Annotated in this window: 18 protein-coding genes and 1 pseudogene; 6 read left to right on the plus strand and 13 right to left on the minus strand. The window is 71.7% G+C overall.

Annotated elements, in window-relative coordinates:
* Positions 1 to 48 precede the first annotated feature (48 nt).
* From AB0B57_RS10180 to hemC, 3 genes are all read right to left on the minus strand, one after another.
* Positions 49 to 885 (minus strand): helix-turn-helix domain-containing protein, encoded by an 837-nt coding sequence (locus AB0B57_RS10180; protein WP_357067420.1) that lies wholly within the window; start codon positions 883 to 885, stop codon positions 49 to 51.
* Between the two features lie 83 nt (positions 886 to 968).
* A complete protein-coding gene (locus tag AB0B57_RS10185) occupies positions 969 to 1,427 on the minus strand; it encodes an HNH endonuclease (RefSeq protein WP_357067422.1) in 459 nt (152 codons plus the stop codon).
* A 14-nt stretch (positions 1,428 to 1,441) separates the two neighbouring features.
* A complete protein-coding gene (gene hemC / locus AB0B57_RS10190; protein ID WP_357067424.1) occupies positions 1,442 to 2,371 on the minus strand; it encodes a hydroxymethylbilane synthase in 930 nt (309 codons plus the stop codon).
* Positions 2,372 to 2,443: 72 nt separating this feature from the next.
* On the opposite strand from hemC, the gene AB0B57_RS10195 reads away from it, so the two are divergent.
* Positions 2,444 to 2,929 carry an NUDIX hydrolase gene (locus tag AB0B57_RS10195; RefSeq protein WP_357067426.1) on the plus strand — a complete coding sequence of 162 codons (486 nt, stop codon included), beginning with the start codon at positions 2,444 to 2,446 and terminating at the stop codon, positions 2,927 to 2,929.
* A 174-nt stretch (positions 2,930 to 3,103) separates the two neighbouring features.
* On the opposite strand, the gene AB0B57_RS10200 is transcribed toward AB0B57_RS10195, so the two are convergent.
* The 4 genes from AB0B57_RS10200 to AB0B57_RS10215 all read right to left on the minus strand — a co-directional run bounded on the left by AB0B57_RS10200 (position 3,104) and on the right by AB0B57_RS10215 (position 9,971).
* Positions 3,104 to 3,991 (minus strand): hypothetical protein, encoded by an 888-nt coding sequence (locus tag AB0B57_RS10200; RefSeq protein WP_357067428.1) that lies wholly within the window; start codon positions 3,989 to 3,991, stop codon positions 3,104 to 3,106.
* Positions 3,992 to 4,065: 74 nt separating this feature from the next.
* The gene (locus AB0B57_RS10205; protein WP_357067430.1) at positions 4,066 to 4,875 is read right to left on the minus strand and encodes a hypothetical protein; all 810 of its coding nucleotides are present in this window, start codon (positions 4,873 to 4,875) and stop codon (positions 4,066 to 4,068) included.
* Between the two features lie 3 nt (positions 4,876 to 4,878).
* Positions 4,879 to 7,818 carry a DUF87 domain-containing protein gene (locus tag AB0B57_RS10210; RefSeq protein WP_357067432.1) on the minus strand — a complete coding sequence of 980 codons (2,940 nt, stop codon included), beginning with the start codon at positions 7,816 to 7,818 and terminating at the stop codon, positions 4,879 to 4,881.
* Positions 7,815 to 9,971 carry a hypothetical protein gene (locus tag AB0B57_RS10215; protein WP_357067434.1) on the minus strand — a complete coding sequence of 719 codons (2,157 nt, stop codon included), beginning with the start codon at positions 9,969 to 9,971 and terminating at the stop codon, positions 7,815 to 7,817. The genes AB0B57_RS10210 and AB0B57_RS10215 overlap by 4 nt, the downstream gene beginning before the upstream one ends.
* A 109-nt stretch (positions 9,972 to 10,080) precedes the next feature.
* Between AB0B57_RS10215 and AB0B57_RS10220 the strand changes: the two genes are divergently transcribed.
* Positions 10,081 to 10,284, plus strand: a complete 204-nt coding sequence (locus AB0B57_RS10220) for a hypothetical protein (protein ID WP_357067436.1) — start codon at positions 10,081 to 10,083, stop codon at positions 10,282 to 10,284.
* A 3-nt stretch (positions 10,285 to 10,287) separates the two neighbouring features.
* Here AB0B57_RS10220 and AB0B57_RS10225 read toward each other — a convergent pair whose 3' ends face one another.
* Both AB0B57_RS10225 and AB0B57_RS10230 read right to left on the minus strand, forming a co-directional pair.
* A complete protein-coding gene (locus AB0B57_RS10225) occupies positions 10,288 to 12,897 on the minus strand; it encodes a LuxR family transcriptional regulator (RefSeq protein WP_357067438.1) in 2,610 nt (869 codons plus the stop codon).
* 187 nt (positions 12,898 to 13,084) lie between these two features.
* Positions 13,085 to 13,819: an NAD(P)H-binding protein gene (locus AB0B57_RS10230; protein ID WP_357067440.1), complete on the minus strand. Its 735-nt coding sequence runs from the start codon at positions 13,817 to 13,819 to the stop codon at positions 13,085 to 13,087.
* A gap of 126 nt (positions 13,820 to 13,945) precedes the next feature.
* Between AB0B57_RS10230 and AB0B57_RS10235 the strand changes: the two genes are divergently transcribed.
* Positions 13,946 to 14,428 (plus strand): Rrf2 family transcriptional regulator, encoded by a 483-nt coding sequence (locus AB0B57_RS10235; protein WP_357067443.1) that lies wholly within the window; start codon positions 13,946 to 13,948, stop codon positions 14,426 to 14,428.
* 6 nt (positions 14,429 to 14,434) lie between these two features.
* Here AB0B57_RS10235 and AB0B57_RS10240 read toward each other — a convergent pair whose 3' ends face one another.
* The gene (locus tag AB0B57_RS10240; RefSeq protein ID WP_357067445.1) at positions 14,435 to 15,988 is read right to left on the minus strand and encodes a glycosyltransferase family 39 protein; all 1,554 of its coding nucleotides are present in this window, start codon (positions 15,986 to 15,988) and stop codon (positions 14,435 to 14,437) included.
* 122 nt (positions 15,989 to 16,110) lie between these two features.
* On the opposite strand from AB0B57_RS10240, the gene AB0B57_RS10245 reads away from it, so the two are divergent.
* On the plus strand, positions 16,111 to 17,142 hold the full coding sequence (locus tag AB0B57_RS10245; RefSeq protein ID WP_357067447.1) for an aldo/keto reductase: 1,032 nt from the start codon (positions 16,111 to 16,113) through the stop codon (positions 17,140 to 17,142).
* The gene (locus AB0B57_RS10250; RefSeq protein WP_357067449.1) at positions 17,139 to 17,645 is read left to right on the plus strand and encodes a DUF664 domain-containing protein; all 507 of its coding nucleotides are present in this window, start codon (positions 17,139 to 17,141) and stop codon (positions 17,643 to 17,645) included. Before AB0B57_RS10245 ends, AB0B57_RS10250 begins: the two co-directional genes overlap by 4 nt.
* Before the next feature lie 86 nt (positions 17,646 to 17,731).
* On the opposite strand, the gene AB0B57_RS10255 is transcribed toward AB0B57_RS10250, so the two are convergent.
* Both AB0B57_RS10255 and AB0B57_RS10260 read right to left on the minus strand, forming a co-directional pair.
* Positions 17,732 to 18,160, minus strand: coding sequence for a VOC family protein (locus AB0B57_RS10255; protein ID WP_357067877.1), 429 nt, complete (start codon positions 18,158 to 18,160; stop codon positions 17,732 to 17,734).
* 54 nt (positions 18,161 to 18,214) lie between these two features.
* Positions 18,215 to 18,904, minus strand: a pseudogene (locus AB0B57_RS10260) (Tn3 family transposase); the annotation flags it as partial.
* 149 nt (positions 18,905 to 19,053) lie between these two features.
* On the opposite strand from AB0B57_RS10260, the gene AB0B57_RS10265 reads away from it, so the two are divergent.
* Positions 19,054 to 19,548 carry a CAP family protein gene (locus tag AB0B57_RS10265; RefSeq protein WP_357067451.1) on the plus strand — a complete coding sequence of 165 codons (495 nt, stop codon included), beginning with the start codon at positions 19,054 to 19,056 and terminating at the stop codon, positions 19,546 to 19,548.
* A gap of 88 nt (positions 19,549 to 19,636) precedes the next feature.
* Here the strand turns inward: AB0B57_RS10265 and AB0B57_RS10270 are convergent, their stop codons facing one another.
* A complete protein-coding gene (locus AB0B57_RS10270) occupies positions 19,637 to 20,554 on the minus strand; it encodes an SDR family NAD(P)-dependent oxidoreductase (RefSeq protein WP_357067453.1) in 918 nt (305 codons plus the stop codon).
* Positions 20,555 to 20,580 lie beyond the last annotated feature (26 nt).

The following is a 20,580-nucleotide window of genomic DNA, read 5'->3' on the forward strand; positions in this document are numbered from 1 at the left end:
TGGGAGCCTTCAAGTTAGCGTGTCGTGAGCTGGCGTTCTTGTAAGAAATCAATCGGCCGGCAGCGGCCAGTTGTCCAGCACGTGACCGGGATGTTCGCGCAGGAACCGCCGCCGGACTTCGACGTAGCGGGTCGGCGTGAGCCCGGTGAACGCCCGAAACTCGTGGCCGAAGTGGGCCTGGTCGAAGTAGCCCGCGCCACCGGCGAGGTCGCCCCAGTCGATCGGGCCGGTGGGGTCGATCGAGAGCACGGTGGTGGCGAAGCGGTAGGTGCGGGCCAACCGTTTCGGTGTGACGCCGATGAGCTCCTTGAACCGCTGCGCCAGGTGAGTGCTGCTGACACCGGCTGCCGCCCGCACGTCGCCGATCGCCACCGCCCCGCTGGTCGCCGCGATGACGCTGCTCGTGTGGCGGACCAGCCCCAGACCGGGGGTCTCGCACAGCCGTCGCATCAACTCGTCCTCGATCAGCGTCAGCATCTCGTCCGGCCCGGCCGCCGTGGCCAGCCGGTCCCGCAACTCGGCGATGGCGGGTCGGCCCCAGACCTGCTCCACCGTCACCGGTCGGTCAGACAGCTCGGCCGCGGGCATCGGCAGGAACGGTGCCAGCCCCCACGGCTTGAAGTGCACGCCGACGGACCGGGTCCAGAGTGGGTAGCCGAACTCCCACGCGCGGGTGGGCATGGTGACCACGCAACCGTCGGCGTAGTCGCCCGTCTCGACGTCGGTGCCGCCACGAATGCGGAACGGCGCCCCGAGGTTGACGATGAGCAACGCCGACGGCGGCGGCAGCGTCAGTCGGGCGTACGGCGGCACACCCTCCAGGTAGTAGAGGTCGTCGATCAGCCCGTCCAGCGGCGGTCGCGGCACTCTGGACACGTACTCCACGCCCACAGCATCGCCGACGCCCCGCCGGCATCGCGCGGCGGGATGGACCAGCTCGGACATGGCGCGGTGCGCGGTCCGCCCACCTACCGCCCGTGGGCGGCCCGTGCGGCGGCGACCTCCGCGGACTGGCGCGCGCGCCACCTCTTCTGGGCCTCGCTGTTACACACTCGGCACACCTTGCGGTATCGACCGCTCGTGGGATCGATCTCCCGCTCGTGCCCGTTGCGGCAGAGCGGCTGCTGGGCGCGGTCGCGGCAGGTCTCGGCGTGGGTCACCTGGCGCAGGTGGGTGGGTTCGATGCAGTCCGGCGTGCCACAGAGGTGGCGCACGTCCAGCTCGGGGTCGTAACCACCCACGAAGACGACGTAGGCCGTGATGTGCGCCCACGCCCTCCCGGCGACCTTCTGGTGCACGCCCCGCTGGCTGCCGTAGCCGCGCACGATCAGGCAGCCGTCGTCTCGTCGCACCGAACGATCGATGAGGTACGCGCGCAGCGTCTCCTCCGTGAAATGTCGGGACAGACCCGTCAGCTGCGACAGCATCTCGCCAGGTTAGGTCAGGCGGGTAGTTCGAGGAGGTCACGGGCGCCCTGCCGGAGCAGGGCCGCGGCGACCGAGGTGCCGAGGGTGATCGGGTCCGCCGCCCACTCGTGCACGTCGAGCACCGTCTTGCCGTCCAGGCTGATCACCCGTGCCCGCAGGCCGAGGCGGCCGTCCGGTTCGGTGCGGGCGAGCGCGGCGATGGGGGAGTGGCAGTTGCCCTGCAGGATGTGCAGCATGGTCCGTTCGGCCACGGTCTCCCGCTGTGCCCGTGGGTCGCCGAGGCTGGCGGCCAGGTCCCGGGTGCGGGTGTCGTCGTCGCGGCACTGCAGGACCAGGGTGCCGGAGCCGACGGCGGGGACCATCGTGTCGACGTCGATCGGGTGGGTGATCCGAGCGGCCTGGCCGATCCGTCGCAGCCCGGAGACCGCGAGCAGCAGCGCGTCGTAGGTGTCGCCGGCGTCGAGTTTGGCCAGTCGGCTGTTCGCGTTGCCGCGGATGGGCACCGGCGTCAGGTGCGGCCAGTGCAGGGCCAACTGCGCGACCCGCCGTACCGCGGAGGTGCCGATCCGGGTGCCGGCGGGCAGGTGCTCGATCGGCAGGCCGGACGGGTGCACGAGGCAGTCCCGGACGTCGTCGCGGGCCAGGTAGGCGGCCATCACCGTCCCGGCTGGTGCCGGCCGGTCCCCGGGGACGTCCTTGACGCAGTGCACGACCAGGTCGACGTGCCCGGCGAGCAGCGCGGCGTCCACCTCCTTGGTGAACGCGCCCTTGCCGCCCAGCGCTGCCAGGTCGCCGTGCCAGCGGTCCCCGCTTGTGGACATCGACAGCACCTCGACGGAGATGTCGGGGTGCCGGTCGGCGAGCAGCGCGCGGACCCGTTCGACCTGGGCCAGCGCCATCGGGGAGTTGCGGGTACCGATGCGCAGCAGGCGAGAATCCGGCATACCGGCGAGGGTAGTCCTGCCCGGGCGGCGACGAGCAGGCCGGTCGGCAGGTAGACACCTACCCTGGTCACTGTGACCACCCAACGGCTTCGGGTCGCCGCGTACGCGGTGTGTCTGCGCGACGATCGTCTGCTGCTCGCCCGTTGGGTGTCGCCCGACGGGGCTCGGCGGCACTGGACGCTGCCGGGCGGAGGGGTCGAGCACGCCGAGGATCCGTTCGACGCCGTCGTGCGCGAGGTCGCCGAGGAGACGGGGTACGAGGCGCGGGTCGAGCAGTTGCTCGGCGTGAACTCGCGGACCAGGCAGGTGCAGTCCTACGACGACTCGGGCGTTGTCGACCTACACATGGTGGCGGTCTTCTACCGGGCCGGGATCGTCGGCGGTGAGCTTCGGCCCGAGACGGGTGGGTCGACCGACCTGGCGCAGTGGGTTCCGTTGGCGCAGGTCGTGACGATGGAGCGTTCCGTCGTCGTCGACGTCGGTCTGGAGCTGCACCGCAGCGCGCCGCCCACCGGTCACCTGGAGCCGATCCACACGACCGGCCTGCTGCGGCACTGATCAGTTGGCCCCCTAGGGTCGATGAGGTTGAGTATCCAGGTGCCCCTGGCTTTGGGGCCACCCTGATTGGACCCCGGGTCAAACTAGGCCTATCGGAAAACGACAGTTTCCGTGAAACCTCGACGCGAGATCGTTTTCGGCACTAACCGGTGTACCGATTTCGCAATCCCGGTGTCAGTACTTGGGCCCGAAGCCGGGCGTGTAGCGACCGGTCTCGAGGTTCACCGACTCACCGTGACCGAGGTCGACATGTCCGGGCGGCGCGGCCAGCTCCGCCGCCGTGTCGGCGGGTGCGGGGGCCGGTTCGGGGACCGTGCGGACGAACGGCGCGGGCGCCGGGCCGCTGGCTAGGTCCGACTGGGCCCGGCGGGCCTGGCCGCGGTCGTACCATGCCTCGCCGCCGGGTCGGCTGTGCGGAAACCCGGGCTTGCCGCGGCCGGCTCCGGGGTTGCTGCCGGTGAGTTCCTCGGTCAACGAGTTGTACGCGATGTCGGCCGGCTTGACGACGTACTCGTAGCCGCGGTCGATGGCCTTTCCCGGTATCACGGGCCCGACCTTGGGCGGCACGTGGTACTTCCGGATCACGTGCCGTTCCAGCCAGGCGTCGCCGAGAGTGCCGTACAGGTAGCGCTGCGCGTCTCTGAGAATGAGGCTCTCGGAGGATCCGATCTTCGCGTCCGACTGCCGCAGGGCGGTGACCGTCCACAGCGCTTTCTCGGCCAGGGCCTCCCACCGGGCCGGCGGGTAGTCCCGGCCGGGCGCCGCGCCCGCCTTCTGCAGCGCCCAGTTGACCGTGTAGGACACGCGGGCGTTGTGCTCGCGGTCAGCGGGGTTCGCGGGGATGAGCCGCTCGGCCTCGGTGGCGGGCTTACGCTCGGCGGCCACCCAGCCACGGATCTCCCGGGCCGCCCTGGTCAGGTCGGTCGGGATCGGCGCCGCCGGGATCGGCGCCGTCGGGATCGGCGCCGTCGGGATCGGCGCGGTCGGGGCGGTGTGGGCGGGGCGGCCCGGGCGCGGAGTCATCGTCGCCTCGTGCTTGAGCTGCCAGGAGTCCTGCGACACGCGCGCGGGCGGCGGATCAATCCTGGGCGGTACCTCCTGCGGTTGCGGGCGATCGGTCGGCGACATGGACCTTCCTAACGGCGGCGGGGGTCATACGGTGGCTGGTGAGGTGGCGGTGGGATGTGCACCGGGGGCGGTGGGACGTGCACCGGGGCCGTTCGAGTTGGCTGCTGCCGCGGCTGGTCGCCCTTGCGAACCTCCGGCTTCGGGACAGGTCCGGTCTGAGTCGTGTCGGGCGGTCGCGGCGGTTCGGGCCCTCTGGGATGCACCGGCGCGATCAGCTTGCCGTCGGTCGTCGTCAGTTGACGGTTGGTTACCACGGAGACGCGGACGAGGATTCCCTCCTTCGCGCCGACTGACTTGAGGGTCTTCTCGATGCTCTGCGCCTCGCTGCCCTTGCCGGTCGCGACGTTCTTCAACCGCACGTCCAGGAGCACCACGCCATGGTGGCCGGCCGCCTTGCGCTCGGCCGCGAGTTGCTTCACCTCCTGCGTGAACCCGTTCTGTAAACGCTGCATGTCGACGCGTCCGTCGACACGGAACTGGTTGACATCCCTGGTCTCGTGCACGACGTGCGTGGCATCGCGCCAGGCCCTGTGGTCGGCGTTCGGTGGGACCCCCTGCCGGTCGGCGCCGACCAGCCCGGGTTGCCGCGGACTGGCCGCCTCCAGCCTGGTTGGGCCGACTCGGCCCGCGTCGACTCGGCCCGCGTCGGGGCGGCCGGCGTCGGGGCGGCCCTGGTGGGTGTCGGGCGCCTTCTCCGGGCGCCGGGTCATGGTGGCCTCGTTGCTGTCGCGCCAGCGGGCCTGTGCGGTCGGGTCGGGTCGCTGCTGCGCGGGCGGCGGCTGCGGAACGTCCGGCGGTCGCGGAGTATCGATTGGCATCGATCATTTCTCCTCTGGCTGGCGGTCTCGGGGCACGAGATGCAGGAGCGTCCAATTGGCGTCGGTGAACCAGCCCAGCGCGGCGGCGGCGCGGTCGTCCCAGCTCTCACCGTCGGCGACGATGCCCCCGATGACCGCCTCGATCGCCGACGGGCGCAGCGTCCCGAACGTCACCGCGTCACGGGTCCTCTGCTCCCGGTCGTCCTGCGCGACCCAGGCCGCCACGGCCTGCAACTGGTGGTAGCAGTGGTCGCCGGGAATCGAGCGCCCGAAGCGGTGCTCCCAGACCGCCGAGTCCGGGTGGCGGTCCTCCCCGGCCTTCGACCAGTCCAGCTCCTGCTTGACCGGCGCCCAGCGGTAGGGCATCCCGATGAAGCCCCAGTCGTCGTCGGGGCAGTGGTTGGCGCCGTCGTGGGCCACCGAGTCGCGCAGCACCGAGACGCAGTGGTGGGCCAGGTCATCGGCAGCGGTGTCCGGCTGGAGTTGCCCGGACCGTACGGCGACCGCGTCGTCGACGGCGTGGGCGAGCGCGCAGTCGAGCAGTCGAGGGTCGAGGTCGGCGAGGAGGCGGCGCTCACCCGGGGTCAGCGTCGGGTTGAGCTGGTTCGCCAGATGCGCGAACACGGTCAACTCGGTGAGCAGTGTGAGCACCGGCCACTGCGCGAGCAGACGGCGCGCGGCGGCCATCTCGCCGAGCGTGCACGCCCGATTCACACAGTGCCGCCCGCAGGTGACACCGCGGCGGCCGATCAGACCGTCCACCGGCGCGACCGCGCCGCGCGCCGATTCGGCGGCACGGCCGTCGGGGATCGCCACCAGCACGGGGCGGTCCATGCCGTCGGTGAACACCGCGCTCTCACCGCTGTTGAGCGACACCACCGACCGCGTCTGGTCCCGGTCGAGATTCATCGTCGCGCCGACGCTGCGGCGGTCGTCCTCGGCCGGCAGGCGGTGCACGACCTTCACCGCGGTGTTCTTGATGACGTCCGGAATGAGTTTGCTCGGGATCTGCTCGACCACGACAAGCGCCTCGCCGTACGCGCGGACCTCGGCGAGCAGTGCCGCGAACATCTCCACGCCCTTGGCCGCCACGCCCGCCTTGTCGCCCTCGGGCCGGCGCAGTAGGCGGTGCGCCTCCTCGATGACTGTGAGGTGGTGCAACTCGTTGCCCGTGTTGTCGCCGCGCAGCAGCCGAAGGTGCTCGGTGAGCTGGATGAGCAGCGCGCCCATGAGGAATGCCTTGTCCGCGTCGTCGCCGACGTCCTCAATCTCGAACACGACCCGGCTGCGCAACAGCCGCTCGAAGTCCAGCGGATGACCGCCCTGGAAGAAGCGGCCGGTGGTGCCCAGGCGCAGGCTCGACAGCCGGGTGGTGATGAAGCCGTGCACATCGGCCGCCATCTCCCTGCCGTAGCCAAGGCCCGCAACCACCTCTGTCGCGACCCGCTGCAGGTCGGCGAGTGTGGGATAACGTGGCCGCGCGCCGTCGCGGGTGGGCGTGCCGACCACGAGGTCCCAGCCGAGATCCTCATACGAGCGAGTCAGCGCAGCGGCGAGGATCTGGGGAAAAGGCTCGTGCGGTTCGAACGCTGTGAGAAACAGGGCGCGCATGAGGTCCAGGTGGGTCTGCAACGGGAAGCGGCGCAGCGTACCCACGGCGGTGTGGACGGCCGCCGGCACGAGTGGGTTGAACCCGGCCGGCGGCACCGACGGGTCACCCGGGCGGATCACCACGACATCGTGGTCGCCGCCCAGGGAGCGCAGCCGGCTCGCCATTCGCCGGTACTCGGCCTTGGCCGGCTCGATCACCAGCCACGGCAGTCCCAGCCGGGTCACCTCGGTGAGCAGGTGTCGGACGGTCCAGGATTTGCCGCTGCCGGTCGCGCCGCAGACGAATGTGTGCCGGTTCAGCGACTCCGTGCTGACCTCAAGCCCACCGACCCGCGCGTAAGCCGTGTCGAGCACGTGACCGAGCAGCAGTGCACCCGCGGCCGGGCCCGTCGGCGGCCGCTCAGGCGTCACGTCGAACCGGTGCGGCTCGGTCACCCGGATCCCGCTCACCTCGCGGCGTGGCGGCCGGGTCAACGCGACCAACAGGTCCGTGCTCGCCACGAACGCGGCGCGCCCGTCCCCCGGGTGCTCGGCCGGGCCGGCCGGGAACATCGTGTACGGCTGGTCGGCCAGGTCCGCGGCCGCACACAGCACACCCGCCGTACGCTGCGCCGCGGCCCGGGTCCCCGCCCCGACCAGCACCCGGATCCGCCAGACGTGGCCGTTCTGGGAGCGGGACAGCTCGCGGTGCCGGGCCTGCTTGCGTTCCAGCTCGACCCGCTTCGCCTCGCCGACCTCGCCCCGTGACAGCGGCAGGATCTCGCTCACCAACCGGTCCAGGTGGGGCTGCACCTCCGGTGGGCGCAACGGCTCGGCGACCACCACCCAGGCGAACGGCTCGCGCAGGTGCGCCACGTGCTGCTGGAACGACCCCCGGCGGCGTTGCCCGGGCACCGACTTCGACGACGCCGGCGCCCACAGCGCGTCCGGCCGCCCGGCGGCCAGCTCCCAGTGCGGGAAGTTCAGCAACACGGACTCGGCTCCGGCGGGCAGCGGAAACGCCCGCGCGCCGGGCGGGAACAGCAGTTCCGGGGGCCGTCCGCCCGGCTCGGCGGGCTCCACGACCAGCGGCAGGCGAGGCCGGCCGCCGAGCAGGAAGCGCACCTGGCCGGTCTCGTCACGGGCCCACGCCGCCAGCAGTGCCGGGGCCGGGCCGCCGGCCGCGAGCAGTGTCGAGTGGGCGCCGCCGAGTGCGGCCAGCACCGCGCCGTCCGCGTCGTCCGGTGGTACGGGCCGCTGACCGTCCTGTGGCGGTTGCTCGCGGCGGTCGGCGGCCGGGACCTCCGTGACCTGACGGAACTCGATGCCCGACCAGGGCGTCGGGCCGGTCAAGGCGTGACCCGGGGCGGCGCCATCGTGCCCGAGACGCGGTCCGACAAGCAGATCGGCGGGTAGCAGTTGGCCATGACGACCTGCCGGCCGCCGGTGGAACTGTCGACGAGGATGAACTCGGTGGTGTCCATGCCGAGGATCGCCTGTGGCTCGGTGATGAACTCGTACACCCGGGCGGTGGTGGTCGAGGAGCCGAGGTTCTCCGCAGTCGACCAGGAGCGGTTGCCGGCCCAGGTGTGCCCGCGGGAATCGGAGAGCCCGCTTGAGGACTTCAGGAATGACTTGGACGAGTTGGTGCCGGCGTTGGTGGTCGCGGAGAAACTGTCGCCGCCGCCGTCGCTGAACGTCCGGCCCTCGGAGTGGCTGAGCTGGTTGACGACAAACCTGTAGCCCTTGCCGATGAACTCGGCGGCGATGTTCGCGTCCTTGTGGTTGTACATCTTCATGATGCACACCGCGCCACCGGTACCCACGATCTTCTCCAGGTCGTCCTGGGGCTGATCGAGGAAGAGCACGAGCCGTACGCCCGCCACCCGGGCCTGCTCGGACAGCGCCCGCAGGGCTGAGCCGCCGAGCCGGTCGGCGCCGATCACCACGAGCTGACGGCCGCGCAGGGTGTTGTCCGCGATCGCGTGGCGTACCAGCTGGAGCAGCAGCCGGTCGATGAGCTCCTTGCGGTCGTCCTTGCCGCCGGGCGTGGCAAGCACCGACACGTCAAGCCGAGCCCACAGTGGACGCGCGCCGCCCGGCGCGACGTCGTGCAGCAGGTCGAGGTGCGCGGCCCACAGCCGTAGCTGCCGTCCAGTCCAGTCGTTCTGGTCGATGTCGCCGATGCTGGCCACCAGTCGCTCGAGCTCCGTCGGTGTCAGCAGCTCGGTTTCCGCGCCACGGCGCAGCACGCGCAGCCCGGCGGCCAGCCGGGCGAGCGTCACCGGCCGGTCCAGGCTTGCGAGCACCGTGCGCAGCACCTCGACGGCCAGCACCCGCTCGTGCAACTGCTCGCCGCCGCCGGAGCGGCCGGCCGCGTCCGGGCGGTCGGTGAGGACGTAGGCCAGACTGTCGGCGATCTCGTCGTTGGTGAGGCCGGTGAACAGGTCGAAGTCGGTCGCACCGTCCAGGACGGCCCAGCGGGTGTCCAACCCGCGCGCGGCCGCCAGCCGGACCAACTCGCCGCCCACCTCCTGCCCGGTCAGGTCGAGCACCGCCAACCGATGCCCGGCGGACAGCAGCGACGTACCGAGCAGGACGAGCAGGCAGGCCCAGCCGTAGCGGGCCGGGTCGCCGCCGATCACATCGACCCTCGCCGGTTCCGACACCGGGCGCACCGGGTACCACTGCGGTCCGCTCTGCTGCCGTGCCTGCGCCTGTCGGGACGCCTTGGCCGCGTCGTCGTGGCGCCGCTTGGCGTCCGTCCACTCCCGCAGCGCCTGGTCGTGCCGTTGTCTCTCGGCCTTACGCAGAGCCACGTAGGGCTGCTTGAACCGGTCGAGGTCCGCGTTCGTGCGCCGGACCTGGGCGAGTGCGCCCAGCACCCACAGCGCGAGCAGGAGACCGGCCGCGGGCAGCGCGTAGCCGTACACCTTCATCGCGTCGCCGCCGCCGTAGCCCGACACGGTGCTCTCGATCGTCACCTGGTAGACGCCGAACGCGAGGAACATCAGCACCGCGAGGGTCGAGCGCACCACGACCTTGCGCATCGCCCCGGCCCGCCGCCCGTAGAGCGCACTCGCGTCGGGGTGCGGCGGGTCGACCCACACCGGCTTGGGTCCGAGGGTCGCCAGCGACGCCGACGGTACGGCCTCGACCAGGTCCGCGGCCTGCCAGCCCCATCGCTGCGGCGGCTGGAACAGCCGTGGCGCGAACAGCGCGGGCCAGTCGTCGCGGGCCGCCGTCCGCGTCCTCGTGTTCGGCTGGGCCGGTGCGCCGGTCCACGCCTGTGCTCGCGCCTCCGTGCGCGTGGCCCGCGGCGGGGTGCCGCCCTCGCGGTAACTCTTCGCCGCGGCCCGGCCGGCCGTCTTCGCCTGCGCCTCGGTCGCGCCGCTCGCCCGGGCGGCGATCGCGGCGCGGGCCGCGACGTCGATCTCGTTGCTGTCCCCGCTGACTACCACATCGGCGAAGTAGCGATGCCAGTCGTCCACCATGGCTGTCAGCATCGAGCCGGGCACCGCCGGGGGTCACGAGTAGCGGCGTACTCGAATCGCCGCGCGTCCGGGTGGAGTGCTACTCGTGCGGATGACGGCCTGCGGGACGAACATGGGCGGTATGGACTTTGCGGATCGACGGGCGGAGGCCCTGCGGCAGCTGCCTGCGGCGTATGAGCTCGGGCTGCGGCTGCACGACGCAGGCGAGCCCGACGACGTTATCGCGCGGCGGCTCGGCGTGGAGCCAGAGGCGGTCGGCCCGCTGCTGGCGGTAGCCGAGGCGAAACTTGAGGGCATTTTCGGCCGGACGCCCACCGGGCAGTAACGCTCAGGCGCCCCGCAGCCGGTCTCCGAACTCGGCGCGGTTGCTGGTGCCGAGCTTGGCGCTTGCCCGGTACAGGTGTCCCTCGATCGTGCGCACCGAGACGACGAGCCGATCGGCGATCGCCCGGTTGGACAGGCCCTCGGCCGCGAGCGTGACGATCTCGCGCTCCCGGTCGGTGAGCGGCAGCGGGCGGGCGAGGGCCAGGCCCGGCGTGCGGGCACCCTCGGACTCTTCGGCCAGCCGGTGGGCTCGGGCGGCGGCGGTATCGGCGGTGACGTCCTGGTGCCGGCGCCGGTACGCGGCGGCGGCGTGGCTCGTCGCGTCGGCGGCGGCTGGCCGGTCACCCATCTCCTCCAGCCGGACGGATGCCGTGCGCAGTGCGTCGCCGTCGTCGGCGGCCAGCGCGGCGGCGTGCTCGGCCGCGGCCGGCGCCCGTGGGCCGTTGACCACCGTCGCGAGCTCGGCCAGCCGGGCGGCCACCGTCCGGTCGCCGAACCGCACCGCCGCATGCAGCGCCAGCACCTCGTAGCCGGGATGCCCCCGGGTCGCGGCAAGCACCGCGCTGTCCCGGGCCAGCCGGACCGCTTCGGTGAGCGAGCCCTCCGCGGCCGACACCCACGCGTGGGCCAGCAGAACCTCGGGGTCGCAGAACGCGAAGCTGGGATGCCGCTGCTCCTCCAGCCACCCGAGCGCCTGCCGGGCCGCCGGCGCGTCCCCCGCCATGGCGAGGGCGTGAGTCAGGCTGAGCAGGGTGCGGAAGCTGTACCCTTCGGTGTCGACGTTCGCGAACCCGGCCCACGCCTCACGCAGGTTGCGGATTGCCGTCCGTAGGCGGCCCTGGTAGCGCGCGGCGTGTCCGAGCAGCGCGACCCCGCGCAGTCGGGAGTGGCCCGGCATGTCGGCCGCCCGCCGGTAGTGCAGCTGGGCGAGGCCGTCCATCTCACCCAGGTAACCGGCGAGGTGCAGCGCGGACAGGTGGATGTCGCACAGCCCGAATGCGCCGACCGCGGTGCCGACGGACTGCGGGGCGGCAGCGTATGCCCGAGCCGCGATCGGGCCGATCTCGTTGGCCCGGCCGAGCACCCCGAGGCCGACGGTGACGCCGTACGAGGCGAGCAGGATGCCCACGTCGGGCAGGTCGGGTACGGCAAGCGCCGCCACCGAGGCCGTCACGCCGGGCTCGGCCGGTCGGCCGAGGAAGACGTCGATCACAGCCTGGGCGACGGCGACCACGTGCAGACTGGTCCGGTTCGTCGCGGTCGCGACCCCGGCCAGCACCGCCTCGGCCCGCCCTGGGCTACGCCCGGGCCAGAACAGGTTCGCCACCCGAGGCACTGCGATCGTGAGCTGTTCCTCGACGCTGCCGGCCCGCTCGGCCAGCGCCGCGAACTCGATCTCGGCGTCGGCGCCGCGGTTGAGCCACGACAGGGCCAGCGCCAGGGTCTGCCGCGCCTCGGTCCCACCGCCCGAGTCGGTCGCGGCCCGGGCAAGCCGCTCGGCGGCGGCGATGTCCAGCAGCCGGATCGCGTCGCGGGCGGCCAGGGTGAGCAGACGGGGGTCCGGCGGCAGGTCCGACTCCACCGTCAACATGGCCCGGCGCAGCGTGTCATCGGCCCGGCGCCCGCCGGTGCCAGCCAGTGCCGTGGCGATCTCGCCCCGCATCCGCCGGGCTCGCAGTTGGCCGATCCCGGCGCGGCGGACCTCCCCGTACAGCGGGTGTGCGAGTCGGGCCTGCCAGCGCCGCCCGTCCGGGCGCAGCTCGACGAGCCCACGGATCTCAGCCTCCTCGACCTGGCCCGAGCCAGTCAGCGCGGCCAGCACCGGCACCCCGAGCGGCTCGCTCAGCGCCAGCACGTCGACGACGTCGACGAGTCCCTCCGGCAGGGCACCCATCCGAGCCCGGATCAGGTCGGTCAGGCCCGCCGACATCGCCGGCCGCCCCGACCAGCGCCACACGCCGTTCGTCGCCGCCAGGTGCCCGGCCGCCAGTTCGTCGTCGACGAGTTGGCGCAGGAACAACGTGTTGCCCCGGGCCAGCGCCCACAGCCGCCGGACGGCGTGGCTGTCCACCGGCCCGCCGACCACGGACTCCAGCAGCCCGGTGGTCTCGGCCTCGGAGAGCGGCTGCACCTCCAGCCGCTCCAGGTGCCCGTCCTTCCAGAGTCTCGTGACGGCGTCCGGCGCCGGCTCGCCGCTGCGCAGGGTCAACACGACCGGCGCAGCCGCACTCATCACCAGCTCGTGCACGACAAGCGCGGACAACTCGTCAAGCAGGTGTGCGTCGTCGACCACGACCACCACGCCCGCCTGTGCGCCGGTGAGCAGCGCGGTGATTGTCGCGCTGACCAGGCGGGTCGGGCCTGGCTCGATGTCGCCGAGCACGCTGGCGAACGCACCGAGCGGCAGGCTCTGGGCCGAGGCGTTGCCGGTGACCCAGCGTGGGCTCACACCGCGGGTGGCGAGGATGTCGAGCGCCTCCCGCGCGAGCCGTGTCTTGCCAACCCCGGCTGCCCCGGCGAGCACCACGCCACGCGGCCCGGAGGAGCGCCGGCTGGCGGCAGCGATGTACCGCAGTTCCTCGGCCCGTCCGGTGAGCGGCCACCGCCGGCTCATGACATCGGCACTGTAGACAGCTCCATTCCGGAACAGAAACCAACATCCGTCAAGAACGCAATCGAATAGCCGACGGTAAAGGAGGGCAGGGCGGTGGCGGTGGCGGCGGTACCGGTGGTGAGGTGGGCGCCCCGAGTCGACGATCGTCTCGGGGCGCTGTCACCCGCCGTTCGGTCCGGAGCCGGGGTCAGCGTGCGAGCCACTCCCGGTAGGCGGTGGGTGCGATGACGGCGTCGTCGGCGGCGATGAGGGCGGCACCGGGTGCGGCGGCGAACATGCCGGCGCTGTCGTCGGTGGTGACGGTGCGCTTGTCACCGCGTGCGGCCAGCGTGATCCGCCCCAGCTCGTCGAGGGTGAAGACGTCGGGCCCGGCGACGTTGCGGACGCCGCGCAGGGGTGCGCCCATGCTGACCTCGGCGACGGCCTGCGCCACGTCGGCGGCGGCCATCGGCTGCACGGGGGTACGGGGCAGCCGGACGGTGGTGTCGTCGGCCGTCCAGGACAGGATCGCCTCGACGAACTCGAAGAACTGGGTGGCGCGGACGATCGAGTACGGGACGGGACCGGCCTTGAGGATGTCCTCCTGGAGGACCTTGGCGCGGTAGTAGGCCAGGTCGGGCACCTGGTCGACGCCGACGATGGAGAGCACCACCGCGTGCCCGACGCCCGCGCGGGCGGCTGCGTCCAGGAGGTTGTCCATGGTCGTCTGGAAAAAGGCGGGGGAGGCGTCGTCGAAGGTCGGCGAGTTCGTCAGGTTGACGACGACCTCGGCGCCGGTGAGGGCGTCGGTCAGGCCCTGCCCGGTGAGCAGGTCCACCCCGGTGGAGAGCGAGAGTGGCACCGCGTCGTGCCCTGCCGCCTGCAAGATCTTGACGACCTGTGACCCGATGAGGCCGGTCCCGCCCAGTACGGCGATCTTCATAACCATGCACCTTCCCGTGACTGTGAGGTCCGACCGCTGAGGTTCAGCCGATACTCGGACCTCTCTTGTCCGAGAACTATACTCGGACACAGTGAGTCCGAGTAGCGGTGTGACTAGGGTGACGACATGAAGATGTCCGGCGGGGTCGAGTGGGCCCTGCACTGCTGCGTGGTGCTGACGGCCAGCCGCACACCCGTTTCGGCGGCCAAACTGGCGGAACTGCACGACGTCTCCGGCAGCTACCTCGCCAAGCAGCTCCAGGCCCTGGCCCGCGCCGGCCTGATCCACTCCGTGCAGGGCAAGTCGGGCGGCTACGTGCTGACCCGCGCACCGCAGAGCATCACCCTGCTCGACGTGGTCCAGGCCATCGACGGCCCCGGCCCGACCTTCGTCTGCACCGAGATCCGCCAGCGCGGCCCGTTCGCGACGCCGGCCGACGCCTGCACCACGCCGTGCCCGGTCGCCCGCGCCATGTGGGCGGCCGAGGACGCGTGGCGCCAGGCACTCGCCGCCGTCACGATCGCCGACCTCGCCGGCGACGTCGACGCGACCTCCGGCCCCGAGGCACTGGCCGGCATCCAGGCCTGGTTGACAGGCGGCACGGGCTGACCACGCTCAGCCCGTGTGGCGTACCTCGCTGTCCCAGATCTGCGCCCACGGACGCCGCAGCCCTCGGCACACGTGGATCGGGCCGTCGTTCTCGTCGTTCTCCACCTCGACCCGCTGGTCCACCCGCCCGGCGAGCGCGCACTCGTCGAACCAGGCGGTCAGCGGGTCGGCACGCTCCCAGCCGACCGCGATGACCACGTCCGCGCTGGCTGGCGGCTGACCGAAGTCGGCCATGCTGTTGTGCCCCGAGTAGGCCCGGGGCAGCTCACGGGTCGGACCGTAGCGGGCCAGCGCGCCGGCCTCGCCGTAGTTGTCGGTCAGGATGACCGCCCGGGAGCGCTCCTCGGGCGTCAGCCCACGATGGACGGCGGCCACCGAGTCGGCGAACGCCGGCCAGCCGATCGTCTCACCGGCGTCGTAGTTGACGTCGACCACGAACCCGGGCAACCGCTCGGCCGGCAGCACCGGCAGCAACAGCACGATGTTGGGCAGCAGCAACGGCACCACGCCGAGCGCGAGCAGCCCCCGACGCAGCCGGACCGACCCGCGCGACGCCCACGCGACCGTCACCACCGCACCGGCGGCGGTGAGCACCAGCAGCAGCGGCGCGTCGTAGTAACCCTTGCCACCGGCGATCAACACGATGCCGAACACGACCAACCAGGCCCAGCCCACCGCCCGGTAGGCCCGCCACGCCGGGCGGCGCAGCAGCGCGACGAGGCCGGCGATCCAGATCGGTACGGCGTACGGGCTGATGATGACGAACTGGAGGGTGAACGCGTCGAGGCGGCCACTGTAGGAGCTGTCACCGTCGGAGATGGAGGCTGCCACGCCGAGCTGCGGGAAGCCGTGCGCCGCCTGCCAGATCAGGTTGGGTGCGGCCAGCAGCACGGCGACCCCGGCGGCGGCGAGCACCCACCTGTCGCGCAGCAGCCGACGGGGCCCGGCGATGAGCACCCCGGCGATCAGGCCCACGGCCAGCAGCGCGGGCAGCACCTTGCTGAGCATGCCCACGCCGAGCGCCAGCCCGATGCCCAGCGCCCAGCGGCTGTCGCCGGAGCGCAACAACCGCACCGCGCACCACGCCGCGGCCAGCCAGACCAGCAGGTCGATGGTGGTGGTGCTGAGCAGGTGCCCGCTGGCGAGCACGATGCCGGACAGCGCGGCCAGCACCGCCGCGCAGGTCTGGGCGCCCCGACCGGCGCCCCACTCGCGGGCGATGGCGGCGACCAGCAGGACCGCCCCGCCGGCCAGCAACGCCGACGGGGTGCGCAGGATCACCAGGTTGCCCGGCGCGATCGTGTCCAGGAGGCGGGCGAGCACCGGGACCAGCGGGCCCTGGTCGACGTAACCCCAGTCGAGGTGTCGGCCGGCGAGCAGGAAGTACAACTCGTCGCGGTGATAGCCGTAGCGGCCGGCGAGCAGCAGCAGGACCACACTCGTCGCCAGGGCCACCAGCCACGGCCCGCGCGTGGGCGCACCGGGCTCCGGTGGCAGCGTCGGCGGTGCCGTCTGGGCTGGACGCTGCGGCCGGTCGGTGTCGATCGCGGGCTCGCTCATGCGCACATGATGACGGGCGGGCCGGCCGCGCGGGTGCCCGTGGCAGGCTCCGGCGGCCTGCCCGTGCAGGTGGGCGAGCCGGGTGCGAAGATCGGCTTCTGGACTCGGACCGAAAGGACGATATGCGCTATCGCACTCTGGGCGGCACCGGCACGGTGGTGTCGACCCTGTGTCTGGGCACGATGACTTTCGGTGCGGAGACCGACGAGGCCGGCAGCTTCGCCCAACTGGACCGGTTCGTCGAGGCCGGGGGCACCTTCCTGGACACCGCCGACGTCTACTCCACAGGTGTCTCCGAGAGCATCGTCGGGCGCTGGCTGCGGGCCCGGCCCGACCTACGCGACCGACTGGTGATCGCCACCAAGGGGCGGTTCCCGATGGGCCCGGGGGCGAACGACGCCGGTCTGTCCCGGGTGCACCTCACCCGCGCCCTGGACGCCAGCCTGCGTCGGCTCGGCGTCGAGGCCGTCGACCTCTACCAGGCGCACGCCTGGGACCCGCTCACCCCACTGCCGGAGACGCTGCGGTTCTTCGACGACGCGGTACGCGCCGGCAAGATCCACTACGCGGGGGTCAGTAACTTCACCGGTTGGCAGTTGCAGAAGGCCGCCCTGCTCACCCAGCACCTCAACCTCACCCCGATCGTGACCCTGCAACCGCAGTACAACCTGCTGGCCCGGGAGATCGAGTTCGAGCTGGTGCCGGTCTGCGAGAACGAGGGCATCGGCATCCTGCCGTGGTCGCCGTTGGGTGGTGGCTGGCTGACCGGCAAGTACCAGCGCGACAGCACGCCCACCGGCGCGACCCGGCTCGGTGAGAACCCGCAGCGCGGCGTGGAGGCGTACGCCGGTCGCAACGCCGAGGAGCGCACCTGGCGGGTGCTCGACGCGGTCGGCCGGGTCGCCAAGGAACGTGGCGTGTCCCGGTCGGCGGTGGCGTTGGCGTGGCTGGCGGCCCGACCGGCGGTCACCTCGGTGATCCTCGGCGCGCGCACCAGCGAGCAGCTCGACGACAACCTGACCGCCGCGGACCTGGTCCTCGACGCCGAGCAGATGCGGTTGCTCGACGAGGCCAGCGCCCCGCTGGTGGGTGACTACCCGTACGGCGGGGCGGGTGTGCGCCAGCGTGCCCGCGACCTGCCGACCGGGTCGTGATCCCCTTTCCCGAGCCGACCGACCCGGCCGGCAGCCGCACCGAGGTCTTCCTGCGCTACCTGGACTACTTCCGCGAGTCCATGGTGGCCAGGGTGTCGGCGTTGGCCGAGTCGGAGCTGCGGCGCAGCCGGCTGCCGTCCGGGTGGACCCCGCTGGAGTTGCTCACGCATCTGCGGCACGTCGAGCGGCGCTGGATCGAGTGGGGTTTCCAGGGCCGGGACGTCGCGCAGCCGTGGGGCGACCGCCGCGCGGATCGCTGGTACGTCGCCCCCGACGAGACGCGGGAGGACCTGGTGGCGGCGCTGCGGGCGCAGGGCGCGCACACCACGGCGGTGGTGACGGCGCACGACCTGGCAGACGTCGGCGCGCCGGGGGAGCGCTGGAACGGCGCGGCCCCGGCGTCGCTGGAGCGGGTGCTGTTCCACCTGGTCCAGGAGTACGCCCGCCACCTCGGTCACCTCGACGTGGTCGCCGAGCTCGCCGGGGGACCGACCGGAGAGTGACGCCGCCGCCTCGGGGCCAGGGGCGTCGGCCCCTCTTTATGGCGACTGCACCGGTCGATTTGCGAGGGTGTCGCGTTCGCGGCCACTCAGTCGAGACAGAACTCGTTGCCCTCGATGTCCTGCATCGGGATGCACGCATCATTGCCGTCATACAGCGTTTGCACGTGTACCGCGCCAAGCGGGACCAGCCGTGCACACTCGGCCTCAAGTGCGGCGAGGCGCTCTTCACCCACGAGTCCGGTGCCGACCCGCACGTCAAGATGCAGCCGGTTCTTGGCGCTTTTTCCTTCAGGGACGCGCTGGAAGTACAGTCGCGGTCCCACCCCTGAGGGGTCAATGCAGGCAAACCATGCGTCCTGTTGCTCAAGTGGCAGCGAGCGCTTGAAGTCATCCCACGTTGCAAACCCGTCTGGTGGCGGAGGTACGACGTACCCCAACACCTCGCACCAGAAGCGAGCGAGGCGCTCCGGTTCCGCGCAATCGAAGGTGACCTGGAACTGCTTGATCGATGCCATCGGCCCATAGTAGAAACGGGGTTCGCCGCTCCTGACCTGAGCGTGGTTCGGCCGGGCGTCGATGCTGCGCGCCGGCACCACGAACCGGACCCCGTCGACCGCGGCGACCAGCCCACCACCCCATGCCTGCGCCAGGCCGATGCCGGCCTGGGCGTCGATGAGCACCGCGTTGGCCGCCGCGTAGGTGTCCGGGCGCAGGTAGTGCTGATCGACGTGGGCCAGCCGGCCCCGGGTCAGCGCCGGGATCTCGTCGTCGATCACTGGGGACAGTCCGACGTTGAGTGAGTGCGCCGTCAGCAGCGCCGCCACCGAGACGTGGAGGTCCGCCAGCCGGGCCCGGCCGCCGGTCACCGAGGTGAACGCCGCCGGGAAATCCGGGTGCCAGCTCATCACCTCCAGGATCTGCTCGGACAGATCCACCCGAGGGATCATGCCGCCGAGACGTTTGCGCAGGTTAGCGTGACTTTCCCGAACGTTAGTCCCCGAGCGCCGCCTCGACGGTGACGACGACGAGGCGCGGGCGCAAGTCTCGAGGTCAACGTGGCGGGGTGCGAAATTGCCGTTGTGGCAGAGGACAGGAAATTCGCTGTCCCGCCACTGATGTCGTTCCGGGTCTGGCACAACGTGGCGCTGACGCCCACGTCCACGCCCGGCTGCCCCGGTCACCTGGGGCGCTGCGGCCAGATTCGCCGCAGTGTCTCCGCACCGGTTCATCGGCGAGAGCCCGACTTGTCTCTCTGTCATTGTTCCGTCACCTTCAGTGACGGCCTTTTCGCGTTGGCGAATGGAAGGCTGCCGATGGCCGGCCAGCCCCGGTGCGAGCCGTCCAGGGCGAGCCACCCGCCAGGGGGCAGATCTTCCGCCGTTCGTCTTCCGAAGAAGGGTGTCACATCATGCGAGCTGGATTCTCCGATCGAACCAACGACGAGTTCCTGCAAGAGGTGCTGACCAAGGTCAACGAACTGCGGGCGCGGCACGGATCGTCGCCGCTCACCCTCGACCCGGAACTCGTGGAGTATGCGAAGTCGAGGGCGTCCTTCATGGCCGAGAAGACCAAGCTCACCCACGAGGAGCTTCGACCGGACACCGGTGAGAACGCGTCGTGGGCGGGCGCCTCAACCGGCCCCACGGCGGGCTCGGGAACTGCCGCGGTGGACAACTGGTACGCCGAGCACAGCAACTACAACTTCGCCACGGGCGAACCCATCGACCCCGCGAAGCCCATCGGGCACTTCACCGCACTGGTCTGGAAGAACACCACGAAGCTCGGCGTAGGGCGGGTCGCCGGCCAGGGCACGAAGTGGTGGGAGACCTTCATCGTGGCCAACTTCTCGCTGCCCGGAAACGTGGAAGGCCAGTACGTGATGAACGTGGTGCCCGCGAGCTGACACACCGGTCCCTCGGGGCGGGGCGTACCGGCGAATGACCGGTGCGCCCCGGTCTGCGCCAGTCGCGCAGCAGACCGCCGGGGTGTTCTCAGCTGAGGAGCCCGACGGCCACGTCCCACAGCCGCTGCGCGTTGGCCGGATCGAGCGCGTACCGGGCGACGCCCGCGTAGTTCGCAGGCATCTCGTCGACCACCGGGGCCTCGGTGACGTCCTCGAAGTAGCGCCCGCCGACGCCGTCGACCAACGGCGAGCCGGCCAGCAGGGCGGTGGTCGCGGCGCCCTGCTCCGGGGTCTTGTGCTGTTCCTTGGGCGTTCGCAGCCCGCCGGTGTGCTTCTGTAGGCCGGTCGCGATGGCGCCCGGGTTCAGCGCGTTGGCGTAGATGCCCTCGTCGGACCAGCGCCGGGTCGCCTCGACGGCGAGCAGCACCTCCGCGGTCTTGGACTGCCCGTAGGCGAGGAACGGGTCGTACGGGCGGAATCGGAAGTGCAGATCGTCGAAGATGACGGGGGAGAACAGGTGCCCGCTGGAGGCGACCGAGACGACGCGGGCGCCACCGGCGGCGGCCAACGCGTCGTGCAGCCCGAGGGTCAGCGCGAAGTGGCCCAGGTAGTTGGTGGCGAACTGCATCTCCCAGCCCTCGGGGGTGTGCTGGAGGTGCGGCAGCGCCATGATTCCGGCGTTGTTGACCAGGATGTGCAAGGGCTGGTCCCATCCGTCGACGAATCTGCGCACCGACCCCTGGTCGGCCAGGTCGAGTTCCCGGGCGCTGATGGCGGTGTTTCCCGTTGTCGCCGTGATGTCCGCGATGGCCGTTTCGGCGACGCTGGTGCGGCGGACCGCCAACACGACCTCCGCACCCGCGCCGGCGAGGGCACGGGCGGTCTCCACACCGATTCCGCCCGCGCCGCCGGTGATGATCGCGCGCTTGCCGGTCAGGTCCACGCCAGCGAGCACCTCGGCGGCGGTGGAGCTGAACCCGAACGGAGTCTCGATGCGCTGTGCCATGTGTCCCATTCCTCTCGTCGTGCCTG

Source organism: Micromonospora sp. NPDC049101 (assembly GCF_040648675.1).
Lineage (GTDB): Bacteria > Actinomycetota > Actinomycetes > Mycobacteriales > Micromonosporaceae > Micromonospora.

Excerpts from the sequence above, each read along its gene's own strand:
- AB0B57_RS10185 (WP_357067422.1), bottom strand. The coding sequence starts at position 1,427 with ATGCTGTCGCAGCTGACGGGTCTGTCCCGACATTTCACGGAGGAGACG.
- hemC (WP_357067424.1), bottom strand. The coding sequence starts at position 2,371 with ATGCCGGATTCTCGCCTGCTGCGCATCGGTACCCGCAACTCCCCGATG.
- AB0B57_RS10205 (WP_357067430.1), bottom strand. The coding sequence starts at position 4,875 with ATGCCAATCGATACTCCGCGACCGCCGGACGTTCCGCAGCCGCCGCCC.
- AB0B57_RS10215 (WP_357067434.1), bottom strand. The coding sequence starts at position 9,971 with ATGCTGACAGCCATGGTGGACGACTGGCATCGCTACTTCGCCGATGTG.
- AB0B57_RS10220 (WP_357067436.1), top strand. The coding sequence starts at position 10,081 with ATGGACTTTGCGGATCGACGGGCGGAGGCCCTGCGGCAGCTGCCTGCG.
- AB0B57_RS10225 (WP_357067438.1), bottom strand. The coding sequence starts at position 12,897 with ATGAGCCGGCGGTGGCCGCTCACCGGACGGGCCGAGGAACTGCGGTAC.
- AB0B57_RS10230 (WP_357067440.1), bottom strand. The coding sequence starts at position 13,819 with ATGAAGATCGCCGTACTGGGCGGGACCGGCCTCATCGGGTCACAGGTC.
- AB0B57_RS10235 (WP_357067443.1), top strand. The coding sequence starts at position 13,946 with ATGAAGATGTCCGGCGGGGTCGAGTGGGCCCTGCACTGCTGCGTGGTG.
- AB0B57_RS10240 (WP_357067445.1), bottom strand. The coding sequence starts at position 15,988 with ATGAGCGAGCCCGCGATCGACACCGACCGGCCGCAGCGTCCAGCCCAG.
- AB0B57_RS10245 (WP_357067447.1), top strand. The coding sequence starts at position 16,111 with ATGCGCTATCGCACTCTGGGCGGCACCGGCACGGTGGTGTCGACCCTG.
- AB0B57_RS10255 (WP_357067877.1), bottom strand. The coding sequence starts at position 18,160 with ATGGCATCGATCAAGCAGTTCCAGGTCACCTTCGATTGCGCGGAACCG.
- AB0B57_RS10265 (WP_357067451.1), top strand. The coding sequence starts at position 19,054 with ATGCGAGCTGGATTCTCCGATCGAACCAACGACGAGTTCCTGCAAGAG.
- AB0B57_RS10270 (WP_357067453.1), bottom strand. The coding sequence starts at position 20,554 with ATGGCACAGCGCATCGAGACTCCGTTCGGGTTCAGCTCCACCGCCGCC.